This window comes from Thermosporothrix sp. COM3 (assembly GCF_059696735.1).
The window spans coordinates 3,612,737-3,627,304 of the sequence record NZ_AP019376.1 but is presented as its reverse complement, the minus strand read 5'-3'; the positions used below and the strand labels follow the sequence as shown (position 1 = coordinate 3,627,304).

Sequence of the window (14,568 nt, the reverse complement as noted above, 5' to 3'; positions counted from 1 at the left end):
TGTTTCGGTATCTCGGGCAAATTCGCTTCCGTACCCTCTTCCCAAGTTGGGCTGAGTATGGTACAATGGCGAGGCAGAAGAGAGTGCGGGCCTATAGCTCAGCGGTTAGAGCAGTCGGCTCATAACCGATTGGTCGCAGGTTCGAATCCTGCTGGGCCCACCCGCAGCCGCGTTTCCTTCCTGAAAGAAAAGGAGACGCGGTTTTTTATTGCCCGCTTTCGCCTGAAATCCCCGAGATCACTTCCGGTACGCTGTCATCAGCAAGGCGCAATCATGCGTGACAGGTAGCAGCGGGGGTATATTTCCCCTGGCAGTAGTCGTAGACAATTCGTAGAGGTTCATGATGAAAGCGTTGCAAAGGAAAAGACCTCATGTCGTCATCGTCGGGGCTGGTTTTGGCGGTTTGCAGGCGGCTCGTGCGCTTGGTAAGGCACCAGTTGATGTGACGGTGATCGACCGCAATAATCATCATCTCTTCCAGCCTCTCCTGTATCAGGTGGCAACTGCGGTGCTTTCTCCGGCGGATATCTCGGCCCCGATCCGCGCGGTGGTCAGGCGTCAGCGAAACACCGAGGTGTTGATGGCGGAAGTTACGGGTGTTGATCTTGAACGTCAGGAAGTGATTACCCATGAGCGCCGCATTTCGTATGACTACCTGATTATCGCGACCGGGGCGGCGCATAGCTACTTTGGCCACGACGAATGGGGCGCGTACTCGTCCGGCCTGAAGACGATTGTGAATGCGACCTCCATTCGGCGCAGGCTGCTGCTGGCTTTTGAGGCGGCGGAGTTGGAACCCGACCCGGAGAAACGGCGGGCGCTGCTGACCTTTGTGCTGGTTGGCGGTGGACCGACCGGGGTCGAGATGGCGGGCGCGATTGCTGAGCTGGCGCACAAAGTCCTGGCAGGCGATTTCAGACATTTCGATCCCCGTGAGTCACGTATTCTCCTGCTTGAGGCGCTGCCGCGTATCCTGCCAGCTTTCCCCGAGCATCTGGCGCAGCGGGCCCAGGAGGCACTGACCCATCTGGGGGTAGAGGTCAGAACCAGCTCACCGGTCGAGAAGATCGACGAGGAAGGGGTGATTGCAGGCGGCGGGCGCATTCCTTCGCACAATGTGATCTGGACGGCTGGTGTCTCAGCCTCGCCTGCTGGCAAGTGGCTGAACGCTGAGGTAGACCGTGCCGGACGCGTCAAAGTGCTGGCGAACCTGACGCTCCCCGATTATCCGAATGTCTTTGTGATCGGCGATACGGCCTGTGCCTTGCAGAAGGGAAAACCGCTGCCGGGTGTCGCGCCAGTAGCGATGCAGCAGGGGCGCTATGTGGCCGACGTGATTCGGCGGAGAGTAACCGGACAGCGCTTTCCGGGCCCCTTCCGCTATCGGAACAAGGGAAGTCTGGCAACGGTCGGGCGCTCGTTTGGCATCGCGGATCTGGGGAAACTCCAGTTCGCGGGCTTTTCGGGCTGGCTGCTGTGGCTGATTGTGCATATCATTTATCTGATCGGATTTCGTAATCGGGTGCTGGTGCTCTTCCAGTGGGCCTGGGCTTTCCTGACCTTTGAGCGTGGGGCCCGACTGATTACCTTTGAATCAACGGCAAAATCTCCGGTTGATGAGCCAATCGAAGAACTCCTCTGAGGATCTGAATGGGGTGCGGAGCGAAACTTCCCGTAGCTGTGATTCGTGTTATTGATAGATGCGAGAGCAAGCAATGGGTGTTCGCTCCCGCGCTACCCTGTTACATCAACAACACTCCCACAGTTGCAATAAAGAGAAATACACAAAAAAGCGAAGAGTGAATTTTCTACATCTCATCACGACATGATGATGACTGTCAGGGATAGAAGGAGAGCAATTTATGGTTACTCGGACAAGGAATGTTGAAGCACAGCCCAAACTTCACCAGCGTTCATATGAGATCCAGCAGTTCGGACAGCTCCACGCGGTGCCGCTCGGTCTGCCAGAAAATGCGATCAAGGAGAACGTTGAACTGCTGAACAAGCTCGTGCTCGACTCGATCATGCTCTATAATATGTATAAGAAACATCACTGGCATATGGCCGGGCCGACCTTCTATCAGCTTCACCTCTTGCTGGATAAGCATGCCGAGCAGATCTTAGAGACCATCGACCTGATGGCCGAGCGCGTGCAGATGCTGGGTGGCGTTGCAGCGGGCATGCCGCATGATGTGGTGGAAAACACCCGGATCGAGCGTCCGCCGAAGGGCGAAGAGGCGGTACCTGCAATGATTGCGCGTCTGGTTGATGCCCATGCGACGATTATCAAGGCCCTGCGTGAGGCCATTGAGACGACCGAGAAGAACAAGGATTATGGCACAAACGATCTGCTTGTCTCGGATGTGCTGCGTATGCATGAGATGCAGGTTTGGTTCCTGTCTCAGCATCTGGTTGATACACCGCTGATTGGTGAAGAGACGAATAAATAAACCTCTGGTTTTCAGGCGTAGGGTCAATCTCCGAGACGGAAGAGTGTTTTGTCCGACACTCCTTCCGTCTTTTTTTTGTTGTTGCTTGATTGATAGATGAAAATGTACTGCTTTTTTCGCCTGCTATGGTGAAAGCAGAAAGCAATGCTGCTTGCGTAAGGTCTATTTTCAGTATCAAGCAGGAGTGGAAAAGAGAGTGAAACCGTCACAAACAACGACGACAATAACGGCTACGCCGAAATATGATCAGCGCTCTGTGATTATTCAGCGTGCCGATCAAGTGCATTCCATGCCTATCGGGCTCTCCGAGCAGGCCTGTAGTGAGAGCTGTAAGCAACTCAATCTCATTCTGGCCGACTCGATTATGCTCTACAACATGTATAAGAAACATCACTGGCAGATGTCGGGTCCGACCTTCTATCAACTGCACCTGTTGATGGACAAGCACGCCAATGAGATTCTCAAAACCATCGACCTGGTGGCAGAGCGTATTCAGACGCTTGGCGGTGTCTCCATTGGCATGCCGCATGATATTGTTGAGATCACGAATATCGAGCGCCCGCCAAAAGACGAGGAAGATGTCCCTGCTATGCTTTCCCGGCTGATCCGGGCACAGTCGACCGTCATTGATGACGTGCGCAAGGGCATCGAGATTACCGAGCGCAACAAGGATTATGGCACCAATGATATGTTAATGTCTGAGGTGCTGCGAACACATGAAATGCACATCTGGTTCGTCTCCGAACATCTGGTCGATACGCCACTGATCGGCGAAGAGAGCAACGGACAGCGAAAGTAAAGCGAGATTGCCTGTGAGGCCGACAGCATTTCTCCCCCTGGACTGTCGGTCTCTTTTTTCGTGTTGTCTTGACTTCGGGCCACCTATCCATTTTCTCTCTCCTGTGGTATACTCCCAATTGCGCTGCGGTATCATTTTTCTTTTTTTCAGAATAACTGGAACAACTGGGGATAGAACATGTTCTTCGACCATACAAAGATTTTTGTGAAAGCCGGTGATGGTGGAAATGGCTCTTCTCACTTCCGTCGTGAAAAGTTTGCTCCCTTCGGGGGCCCCGACGGTGGTGACGGTGGCAGAGGTGGCAGTGTCTACCTGGTTGCGACCGAGAGCATGAACACGCTGGTTGATTATCGTTACCGGCATCATTTCAAGGCCACTCCGGGCGAAGCCGGTATGCGCCAGAAAATGCATGGGGCAAAGGGGGAAGATGTCTACTTAAAGGTTCCCTGCGGCACTATTGTTCGCGACGCGGAGACCGGGGAGCTGATCGCTGATCTGGTGGAGCCCGGTCAGGAGGTCATGGTTGCGCGTGGTGGGCGTGGCGGCCTGGGGAACGTGCACTTTGCCACTGCGACCAATCAGGCACCGACAGAGGCCCAGAAGGGAGAGCCGGGCGAGGAACGCTGGATCACGCTAGAGCTGCGTCTGATTGCTGATGTGGGGCTGGTCGGGTACCCGAACGCCGGAAAGTCGACCCTGCTTTCTGTGGTCTCGGCGGCTCGTCCCAAGATTGCCGACTATCCCTTTACGACGCTCACGCCGAATCTGGGCGTAGTCGAGGTCGGGCAAATCAGCCGGGGCAGCGGGTTTAGCTTTGTGATCGCTGATATCCCTGGCCTGATTGAGGGAGCCTCTCAGGGCGTCGGCCTCGGTCATGAGTTCCTGCGGCACGTGCGGCGCACTCGCCTGCTGATCCATATGCTGGATGGGGCGGCCTTCGATCGGGAGCCCTGGGACGATTTTCAGACGATTAACGCCGAGCTTCGCGAGTATGATGAGCAACTGGCACAGCGCCCACAGGTTGTGGTGCTGAATAAGATTGATCTTCCCGAGGCTCGCGAGCACTGGGAGACGCTGAAGGCAAAAGCGGAGGAGGCTGGCTATCCGGTCTTCGCAATCTCGGCGGCGGCACGGCAGGGCGTCGATGATCTGATGCAGTATGTGGCGCAACGCCTGCAAGAGATTCAGCGCGAAGAGGCAGAGCGTGCGGCGCTGGCGGCTGCCGAGGTTGGTGGTACGGTGCTGCGCCCGCAACCTGAGGACTCCTTTACGGTGACGCAGGAGAGCAAGGGTGTGTTCGTGGTGCGTGGACGGCGCGTTGAGCGTATGGTTGGTATGACCGACATCGAGAATGACGAGGCAATGGCTCGCCTGGAGGCCTCGCTTGAGAAGATGGGCGTGACAAAGGCGCTGGAAGAGGCTGGCGTGCGTGTCGGTGATCTTGTCCGCTTTGGCAAGGTTGAGCTCTTGTGGGGTGAATAGCGCCTGGCTTCAGGCAGGTGTACAACTGATTTTTGCGCTTCTCGACCAATAGTGTCTTCACTGCAAGAGACTATTGGTCAGACGTTTTTTTGCGCAAAGCGCTCAGGAGAAGTGAATCTGTGCTATACTAGCGAGAGATGGGCCGAAATTGGTATCCTCCTGCTCTGTTTTTCTTATATCATGAGAGTTCTCCGTTAACAGTTTACAGTATGTAGAATGTGAGTGAAGTCGGGCACTAATGGGTGAAACACTGAATCTTCTGTTTCGGGCGCGTGGGGCGAACGCTATCGAGCTGGAGGTGCGGGATAGCTGGTCAGGGCGCGTTGTCCGTGGCAATTTTGTTCCTCCTTTTACGCCGAGACAATTAAGCAATGTACAGAAGAGACTGAATAAGCTTGAATGCAGTGATCAGGAGCTCCGCGACATTGGTCAGCGTCTCTATCGCGCTCTGTGTGGGGATGGAGCCGCCGAGGCAGCGGACCGAGCGGTAGGCGAGATGTTGCGCAGCGTGATTGTGCGAACGCTGAGGCGGCGCGGTACGGTCGCGATGACGCTCTGTTTCGATCAGGGGTGTGAAGCGTTTGCTCGCTATCCCTGGGAGCTGTTGCACAATGGCGACCATTTCCTGCTTGGGTCGGGAATCTTTACCCTGACGAGGGCACTGCTACAGCCTGATATGCCGTCGGGAATGGAGTTTCCGGTGCATCCACCGATGCGCGTCCTCTATATCGGCGCTTCCCCGCTGGACTGCGAGGTGCTGGAAACCGAGCTGAGCTTTCAGGCACTTGAACGGGGTCTGGCCCCCCTGATTGAGACGGGCCAGGTCTTTCTGGATCGGTTGGAGCCCCCAACATTTGACCAGCTTGTTCGCTATCTGACCTCCTATGGCGGCGTGGGCATCTTTAACGATAATGATACGACGATCCCCTGCTATATCGTGCATTTCGACGGGCATGGTACCTATGGACGGCTCTGTCCAAATGAGGAATGTGGCACGATCAATGAGGCAGATGCACGCAAGTGTGAGGCTTGCCAGCGCTCGTTGAACAGGGTGAAACCGCAGACATATCTCTGCTTCAGTGATAATGATGGATATAACCGCTTTATCGACACCCAGACGCTGCGAGATCTCTTTGTGAGCAGTGATGTGCGGCTGGCGGTCTTCTCGGCCTGTGAGACTGCGACCATGCATTCGGGCTCGCAACAACAGGAGGTTCAGCAACAGAGCGCCGTTGATTCCTCGCTGGCGGCTGCGCTGGTCACGGCTCAGGTTCCGGCTGTGGTCGCAATGCCATTCTCCTTGCAGGACGATCTGAGCCCGACCTTTACCTATCATTTCTATGAGGCGCTTGCCGAGGGGAAAACCCTGGAAGAGGGGTTAACGCGAGCCCGGCAGGCGCTCTTGCCGATGCAACAGCGCAGTTGGTTTATTCCTGTGCTCTATCGGCAGGTACAGGAGGGGAATGAGAGCCCGGCCCCGTTCCTGGTGAGCCGCGATGCCTCCCGGGAATCGGCTCATCCGCTGGCCCATCTCGGCGCCCCCTCCATTTTCGTTGGCCGGACGCGGGAGCTTGGCGACCTTGATGATCTGCTCTCGCACGCAAGCAGTGAGACAACCAATGAGCTGAGCCGCGCTCGTCCCCTGCAAGTGCAGCATATCGCCCTGACCGGAGCAGCCGGGATTGGAAAGAGCGCGCTGGCTTTTGAGGTGGTGCGCCGGAATCAACGCAAATTCCCGGGAGGGATTATCGGGATCTCACTACAAAGTGGCAAGTCTTTTGGGGATGCTCTGCTCGATATCATGCTACAACTGCGTATTCCGGCGAAGAGTGCGCCGAATGCTGATATTGTGCGGCGTGAGCGGCTGGTGCTGGGGGCGCTGCGTTCCAGAGCGAGCCGTGAGCTGCCCTGTCTGTTGATGCTGGATGGTTTCGAGGAGATCAAGGAGCGTGGGGAGGCTGAAGTCTGGCTTCGTTTTCTCTGTTCGTTGCCGCAAGAAGTGGCCGTGCTGGTCACATCGCGCTCGAATCCTGAGACGATGATGGCGCTTGGTGGGCCATATTGTCGCTGGTATGAGTATCGGGTGGGCAAGATGACGGAAGCCGACCTGCATCAGCTTTTTGTGGAACTGGCGGCAGCAAGCGGGCTTGACCAGCGTATTCACCTGGACGACCCGCGTCAGCAGCAGATTCTGCACGAGATCTGTACCTTGCTCGATGGCTATCCGCTCGGTGCGGAACTGATTTTCGGCACAGCGCGTACGATTGGCGGGCGAGTCTATACCCCGGAAGCAACCACGCGTTCGCTTGAAGAGGTGCGCGACGACCTCCGCTACAACCCGCTGGATGGCATTCTTGCCGTGCTGGAGGTTTCCTATCGGCGGTTAACTCCTCGGGCGCGGCTGCTGCTGTCGTATCTCTCGGTCTTCAAGCTCCCGTTTAACCGCGAACAGATCATTCTGCTGCTCACGCAGGAGACTTCCGGGGCGCAACCCGTTCGCCTGCTGCGTGAACAGGTGCGGGCGCAGGAGCGGATTGAGGCACACGAAGAGGTTTCATTTGCTGACCTGGCGACACACTGGCGGCAGGCGCGTGATGAGCTGGTGCAGGCGTCCTTTATTCAGTTTGATGGACACGTCTACACGATTCATCCGCAGATTCGCCACTTCGCGATCTCTCATCTTCCGCTGGACGAGCGGCGGCGCATTCATCGACTGGTTGCGGATTACTATGTGCAGCTTTCGCGTCCGGAGCCCGAGGAATGGTTTGCGGCATTTGAGCATCTGGAATATGCAGAGGATCTTCAGAGTGCGGTCGATGTCGCGGTCCGGACGGCGCAGGCGCTTGAGGGGCGTGGCTATGCCCGTGAGCTGCTCGGGATGTTGCAGCGTGCGGGAACGCATGCCTCCCGGCTTGGTGATCGTGCCTGTGAGAGCCGGGTACAATGTGCACTCGGCGCGGTGCTGCGGCTCCTCGGACGCTATACAGAAGCTGAGGCCTGCCTGCGGAGCAGCCTGGAATTCTTCCGGCAGCAGCATGCACCTGAAGAGTCTGGTTGGGCGCTCTATCAGCTTGCCCTGCTCTTCCGCGAAGAGGGAAACTTTGCACTGGCGGGCGGCTACGCAGAAGAGGCGCTGACGCTGTTTCAGGAGGCCAGGAACCCGCAAGGTGAGTGCTGGATGCGCGTTATTCTGGGCGAAGTGAAGCGGGGTTATGGGCTATATCAGGAGGCGCTGGAGCTGTTTGAGCGTTGCCTGCTCGATTTCCGACGTCTCAACGACCGTGAAGGGTATGCCTGGACCCTTCATGATCGAGCGCTGGTCTGTGAGGCGCTTGGCGAGTACACGCGAGCGTTGAACGATGGTGAGGAGGCGCGGCGCATCTTCGACGAGCTGCAATTGCTGTCCGGTAAGGCCTGGGCTCTGACCGATATTGCTCTGATCCATGTGCGGCGGGCGAAGTTCGAGCTGGCGGAACAGATAGCAAAGGAGGCGTTGACTACCTTCCAGGATCAGGAGATGCAGCGCGGCAAAGGATGGGCGCTCTGGCTGCTTGGTGAGACGGCTCGCAGGCGGCGCGAGTTCTCGCAGGCGCATAGCTGTTATGATGAGGCGCGTTCGATCTTTGCGTTGCTTGGCGATCGCGTGAATCTGGCACGAACGCTGAACTCGCTTGGCACGCTGGCCTTCTATGAGGAGGACTATCTGACGGCGCAAGATCTCTATGAGCAGGCGCAGGCGATTGCTCAGGAACAGGGAGCCAGACAGGTCTATGGGCGGGCGCTCTGTGGTCTGGGAGACGTGGCGCGTATTCTGCATCGCTTTACCGAGGCGAAACGCCTGTATCAGGAGGCGCAGGATGTGGTCACGGAGCGCTGGACCGTCCTGCTCCGGCTTGGGCTGCTTGCCATCGCGCAACAGCAGTACGAGGCGGCGCTTGAGTGCTGGGTTGAGGCGCTGGTACTTGATCGGCGTGTGGGGCACCCCGAGCGTGCGGACCTGCAGCACCAAATTGAGCGCATTGTTGCAGAGCATGAGTTACAGGACACCTATACCAGCCTGTGTCGCAAGTATGAGCTGAGCGGCTAAAAGCTACCAGACAAACAAAGAGGCCCGGGATAAGAGAAGATCCCGGGCCTCTTTCTTCTATGCAAGTTCTTACTCTTTGTTGCGCTGAGGGCGCAGACGCGAGATCCAGCCTGTGCGAGCGCCATTGTTGTTCGCAGAGTCCGATTGCGGAGATTGCTCGGTCGCTTTGCCATTGTGCCCGTTTGAGCGGGCTATGGTTGCCATCTCGTTGCGCAGCGGTGCCGTTCTGGTGTTCTCCTCGCCGTCGCCATTCTCGTTATTGATCGGGTACAGCTTGGACGATTTGATTGCCATCCAGGGGCCGGTATGGCCGTCCGTGGTCTCCTCGCTACGAATGGGCTCGTGCGGGTTCGGCAGATCTGCCGGGGCAAGGTTGCCGGTCAGGATCGGCTCGGCGGTCTGAAGGATCTGGTCGCGGCGCATGGGCTGCGTCTCCTGCTGCTCCAGCGACATGCGCTCGTCCAGCTCAACCAGCAGGCGGGCAATTTCTGGACGCAGCACGCGGTTGCGCTCGGGAATGCGGGTCCACTGTGCCAGCGCGGCGGGATAGTAGCCCGCGCGATAACAGTAGAGGCCAAGCATTGAACGGGCGTCGAAGATTGTCATGCGCTGGTAGAGTGCCAGTTCTTCGGCGGGCGTCTCAATCACATCTTCGCTTGCTTCAATGACTTCAACCAGATGGTAGAGGTTGATGCCGAAGAAGCGGTAGGGATAGCCGTAGAACAGCGCCAGACGGCTCCGGCGTGATGAGCGGTCGGGATAGGTGCCGACAAAGTAGCATTTTGTCCAGGTTCCGCTTGACCAGATAATGACGGCCAGAATCAGAATCAGAATACGAATGATATAACGCTGGAAAGATGAAGGAATCAGAGTCGATGCTACGCCGAGCAGGGCGAAACAGGCTCCAAGCGCCCAGGCACTGTAGACCAGCTTGCGGCGATCCCATCCGAGCAGGTCGAAATGGTGATGCAACGGAGTCGCGAGGAAGGGCAATGGGAACTCGGTATGCGGGATGAACTCCTTTGTGCCGCTGAAGCGCAGCATAGTCAGCTTGCGGCGGAAGAGACGCGTGAGCACGCGGGCCGAGATCACGACGGAAAGTCCTTCCATCACGAACGCGCCACCGATCATTAACAGGGTCCATTCGTTCCGCGAAAAGATAGCGATGATCGCGAGCATGCCGCCCAGACCAAGCGCTCCGCTATCGCCCATATAGACCTTCGCGCGACGTTTGGCGGTTCGGTGACGGGCGGCCCATGAGGAAGGCCAGTTCCACGGCAGGAAGCCAAGCACACCACCGGCACACAACAGAGCCAGCACCTCCAGGACGATACCACCGGAGTTCTCAGGGTTGACCAGACCCACAACGACGATTCCCAGGCCCAGGGAGGCGCTGAAGACCAGGCCGCCCGCCAGACCGTCGAGACCATCGCTGAAGTCAACTGACAACGAGGTCAGGCTTCCCACGACGGCGGTAATGCCAACGAAGAAGATAAACCAGGCGTAATAGGCGATCTCTCCCGGATGCACCTGACAGACGCTGACCTCCGGTTTGGCCGCCTTTGGATCGTTACAAAGGAGCTGATTGAGAATCGGTAGATCCTTGTAGAAGCTGTACGATTCCTGCCCGTTCGCAAGCAGGAAGAAGTACAGGACCGCAACCGTGACCGAGACCAGAAAGACCCCGGCGAATTTGGCGATCTCCGAGAGGCCCTCGTTACTGTAGACCTTTTTCCAGTCATCGACAAAGCCGACACAGGTATAGCCGAAGAGGGCTCCCAGGCCGATCAGCAACAACGTCCACTGATCGCGGGAAAACTGGAAGAGAAAACCGGCCCAGATACCTGTACCAATAATTGCCAGGGTCAGGGCAGGACCGCCTACGAGCGGTAATTCGATTGTTTTGATCTCTCGACCGCCTGCGGGCATATCCGGGCGGTGGGTGCCCGGTTTATGCTCACCGCTGCGAAATGTCGGAAACAGATTTTTGGCTATGCCACATAAGAGAAGGCTGGCAGCCGAGCATACCACAAAAATGACCAATAACCAGATAAGATTCATAGATACTCCCACGGCAAAATGACGGCCTGATACATAACTCTCAGTGAAACGTGTACGTGAACAGGGCACATTTCAGGAGATGGGTGTACAGGATGCTTTTTTGTCATTGAACTGTTGCAGTTGCTCTCTAGCTACACGTCTGTCATCCCAGGGAAGTTTTTCTCTTCCGATGATGATACTCTGCTCGTGTCCTTTCCCTGCCAGAAGGACCGTGTCGCCTGGTTCCGCGTGAGCAAATGCTGTGGCTATAGCCTCGGTGCGATCCGCGATACAGAGAAAGTCCGTGCCGCGCTTCTTGCCTGTTGACTCCGCGCCCGCGGCGATCTCTTCCAGAATCTTTTCTCGATCTTCTTCGCGTGGATCTTCATCTGTAATCACGAAAAAGTCGGTCATCTGGGCTGCAATCTTCCCCATAAGAGGCCGTTTTTGCAGGTCGCGTTCTCCGGCAGAACCGAAGACGACCATCAGCTTACCGCTGGTGAGAGGCCGCAGGATGGAGAGCACTTTTCCCAGGCTATCGGGGGTGTGTGCATAGTCAACGATGACGGTGAATGGCTGCCCCTCGTCGATATGTTCCATGCGTCCGGAGACCCCTTTGACCGTTTTCAAGGCCCGGGCGATCACTTCGGGTGCGATACCCTGACTGTAGGCGACCGCGATGGCTGCCAGGCAGTTGCTGACGTTAAAGCGCCCGATCAGCGGGGTCTCGATCATGATCTCACCATCAGGGAGCAGCACGCGGAAGGATGTGCCATTCGCTCGCAGGTCCAGATCAACGGCGCGGATGGCGGCGGGGGTGTCGATACCATAATCCAGAATAGGCACGCGACAGTAGGGCTTCAGGATCTCATAGCTGACATCGTCACGGTTGAGGACCGCAACGCTGCGGCAGCCAAGCCCCTTATCGCGCTCGGGGTCCAGCATCTCAAAGAGACGCGCTTTTGCCCGGCGATAGTTCTCAATTGTCTTATGAAAGTCCAGATGCTCGTGTGTGATATTGGTAACAACGCCGACATCAAACTGACAGCCGTGGACCCGTTTGAGCTCCAGGCCATGCGAGGTCGATTCGATCACAGCATGCGTGACCTGTGCCTCAAGCATGCGCTTCAGGAATTGTTGAATCTCCGGGGCTTCCAGCGTGCTCTGGCGTGTTGCGTTGTCCCATTCCTGCCCGGAGATTTTGAAGTTTGCTGTCGTCATCAGGCCGGAGCGCAGACCTGCTGTATCAAGGATGGCACTGATGAGATTGGAGACCGTCGTTTTGCCGTCGGTTCCCGTCACTCCGATGGTACAGAGTTTGCTTGCAGGGTAGTCATAGAAGGAGCAGGAGACATTCGCCAGCGCAGTCAGGACGTCGGCGACCTCGATATAGGGGAGCGGAAGGTCCTGCTTCTGCTCTTCGGTCAGGGGTGCTCCCAGGGCTGCGACGGCGCCTTTACGGGCAGCATCCTTCAAATAGAGACGGCCATCAGTGTGTGTTCCGGGAACGGCAATAAATAAACCGCCGCTGGTCAGCTTCCGGCTATCATATGCAATGGCGGTAATATCTGCATGTGTATTGAGCTGATCTGCTTTGTAAATATGTATCGGAGGCTGCTCAAGCGCAGCCAGTACATTTTCTAGTTGCATAGGTACCCTTTTTCATGCGTATTTTGCATTGGATTAGACGAGTGGCTTTTCCCTGGCCGAGAGAGAGACTGCCCCCTGAGCAGGGAGAATCAGCAGTCTCTTGAGAAACATCGGGGCTCAGTAGTATATGGTACGAGTACGATGATAGGGTTGCATACCTTCTGATTGTTGCCCCAGGAACCAGAGCCGTTGATCTATCTCTGCTGCTGTAATTATAAACCCACGCTGTAACAGAAATCTGCGGATTAATTCACATGCCCAGATGGTGGCGGCACGAATTTCAATCTCTTCAGGGCTTCCTGCCTCCAATAGAATGTGATGATCAACGCGCTCTGCCAGCTCAGGCGTATACTCCAGCACATGGTAGTAGCGGAGCACCTGCGGCAGCTTGTAATCCGCGAATGCAGTCAACTGATCCAGGTCGTGGAAGGCACCCCATTGTTTTCCACCGAAGGCGTGGTGCAGGTCTGCAACGCAGATTTGAGCGCGTTTCAGGAAGCGAACTTCCCGCTGGCGAAACGTCGCGATATCGCGAAATGATGGGAAGTGTTCCGCTAAGAGCAACGCGAGCTGAACCGCACTTCCCTGTGCTTGCTCGATGACACGCGAGAATTGCCCGTCGAAGCGCTCCAGAAGAACGCGCCCGACCTCTCGTGCATTGTGAAGTCGTTGCTCGATTAATGGGATTGTATGCGAACCGCGAAAAATATGGGATATCGTATCCAAATCTATAGTACTAAGGTACCTGGCATCCCAGAGCGGCAGCCCTTCTTCAACCGCACGCGTGAGCGCGGCAGCCTCTGCCCAGTAGCCATTGAGCGTTTCGCCTTGATAGGTGATCGTCCAGCGTGGTTGGCCTTTTTCGGCCCAGAAGCAGAAGTTCAGGGCATCGAGCAGGAGCATCCAGTTGACCGTGCGTTCGGTGCCATCAAAGAAGTGATACTGAAGGTACCACTGTGAATCATCCTCTGCCGTCTGCTTGCCCATTGCCTGTATCCACTGCTCACAGAGCGCTTCCAGTGGTTTCTGATTGATCCGAACATACGTGCTTTGCGCAACGACTGGCTCGGTACTGCTCAGCACGCCAAGCGGGTCGCGAGTTGAATTCTGACTCATCTCTTTGTACTCTGCTCCTGGTTCACAAGATTGTTCATGGCACGAGATCGGGCCCGACGCATTTGGGCCAGGTATGGTTATTAATGGGTAAGGAGCATCGGGCCGTGCTCTCAATGTTCTTAGATTCTACTAAGGGAAGGAAGCTCCCGTCAAATGAGCAAAACTTTAAGGTAGGGGGAACAGGGAGAAGTGGGGGGAAAAGAGAAAAGCTGCTGAGGTTGGGCTGATAGCAGCAGCTTTCAAACAATCGGGTATTAGTGGGCCTTTACATAGCCTCGCTCTTGCGCATATTGCCAGAGAGATTTCTGCAACTGGCGCCGTGCGCGTGAAATGCGGCTCATTACTGTACCGATAGGAATTTGAAGCGCCTCCGCGATTTCTTTATAGGAAAGCCCCTCAATATCGGCCAGAATGACCGGCATACGGAAGTTATAGGGAAGATCCATTAACGCCCGGTATACGTCTTCATCCAGATATTTCTCAAGTACTTCCTCTTCTGCCCCTTGTGTGAGATCCTGTCCGCTTAAATCCCGAATGTGGTTATAGAGGTAAAAGTCCTCGCCCTCCGGGAGCGAAGCGGGCGTTGGATGCGTTGCCAGCTTACGATAACGGTTAATTGCCGATGTATTCAGAATGCGGAAGAGCCATGCGCGTAGATTGGTGCCGGGCCGATAGGTGTTCGAGAAACGAAATGCTTTCAGCATAGTTTCCTGAACGAGGTCTTCGGCTTCCTGCTGATTATTAGTCATGCGCAAGGCTGTCCGATACAGGCTGTCGAGTTGCGCGAGCACGCCTGCAACGAAATCCTCCGATGGCTCCTGATTCGGTTCTTCCTGATTGACTGAAGTCTCTTTGGATGGCTGTTCGGTTTCTGTTGTTGGCGACGGCACTGGCGCATCTTCAAATGATGAAAAATCCGGCATCAAGCTCTCCTCTAGCGAGAT

General features: G+C 56.2%; 9 protein-coding genes and 1 tRNA gene. 6 read left to right on the top strand and 4 right to left on the bottom strand.

The window, feature by feature from the left end; genetic code table 11:
* The first annotated feature begins 87 nt into the window (after positions 1 to 87).
* The 6 genes from KTH_RS15370 to KTH_RS15345 all read left to right on the top strand — a co-directional run bounded on the left by KTH_RS15370 (position 88) and on the right by KTH_RS15345 (position 8,818).
* Positions 88 to 160 (top strand) — tRNA-Ile (locus tag KTH_RS15370).
* 192 nt (positions 161 to 352) lie between these two features.
* Positions 353 to 1,642, top strand: coding sequence for an NAD(P)/FAD-dependent oxidoreductase (locus tag KTH_RS15365; protein ID WP_249033437.1), 1,290 nt, complete (start codon positions 353 to 355; stop codon positions 1,640 to 1,642).
* A gap of 220 nt (positions 1,643 to 1,862) precedes the next feature.
* Positions 1,863 to 2,450 carry a Dps family protein gene (locus KTH_RS15360; RefSeq protein ID WP_497619804.1) on the top strand — a complete coding sequence of 196 codons (588 nt, stop codon included), beginning with the start codon at positions 1,863 to 1,865 and terminating at the stop codon, positions 2,448 to 2,450.
* 196 nt (positions 2,451 to 2,646) lie between these two features.
* On the top strand, positions 2,647 to 3,249 hold the full coding sequence (locus tag KTH_RS15355; protein ID WP_246046296.1) for a Dps family protein: 603 nt from the start codon (positions 2,647 to 2,649) through the stop codon (positions 3,247 to 3,249).
* 177 nt (positions 3,250 to 3,426) lie between these two features.
* Positions 3,427 to 4,731, top strand: a complete 1,305-nt coding sequence (obgE, locus tag KTH_RS15350) for a GTPase ObgE (RefSeq protein ID WP_497619802.1) — start codon at positions 3,427 to 3,429, stop codon at positions 4,729 to 4,731.
* Positions 4,732 to 4,969: 238 nt separating this feature from the next.
* The gene (locus KTH_RS15345; RefSeq protein WP_497619800.1) at positions 4,970 to 8,818 is read left to right on the top strand and encodes a tetratricopeptide repeat protein; all 3,849 of its coding nucleotides are present in this window, start codon (positions 4,970 to 4,972) and stop codon (positions 8,816 to 8,818) included.
* A 69-nt stretch (positions 8,819 to 8,887) separates the two neighbouring features.
* Here KTH_RS15345 and KTH_RS15340 read toward each other — a convergent pair whose 3' ends face one another.
* The 4 genes from KTH_RS15340 to KTH_RS15325 form a co-directional block, all read right to left on the bottom strand.
* The gene (locus tag KTH_RS15340; protein WP_111317506.1) at positions 8,888 to 10,879 is read right to left on the bottom strand and encodes an MraY family glycosyltransferase; all 1,992 of its coding nucleotides are present in this window, start codon (positions 10,877 to 10,879) and stop codon (positions 8,888 to 8,890) included.
* Positions 10,880 to 10,951: 72 nt separating this feature from the next.
* A complete protein-coding gene (locus KTH_RS15335; protein ID WP_497619797.1) occupies positions 10,952 to 12,508 on the bottom strand; it encodes a UDP-N-acetylmuramoyl-L-alanyl-D-glutamate--2,6-diaminopimelate ligase in 1,557 nt (518 codons plus the stop codon).
* A gap of 117 nt (positions 12,509 to 12,625) precedes the next feature.
* Positions 12,626 to 13,624: a queuosine 5'-phosphate N-glycosylase/hydrolase gene (locus KTH_RS15330; protein ID WP_497619795.1), complete on the bottom strand. Its 999-nt coding sequence runs from the start codon at positions 13,622 to 13,624 to the stop codon at positions 12,626 to 12,628.
* 254 nt (positions 13,625 to 13,878) lie between these two features.
* On the bottom strand, positions 13,879 to 14,547 hold the full coding sequence (locus KTH_RS15325; RefSeq protein ID WP_497619793.1) for a sigma-70 family RNA polymerase sigma factor: 669 nt from the start codon (positions 14,545 to 14,547) through the stop codon (positions 13,879 to 13,881).
* Positions 14,548 to 14,568 lie beyond the last annotated feature (21 nt).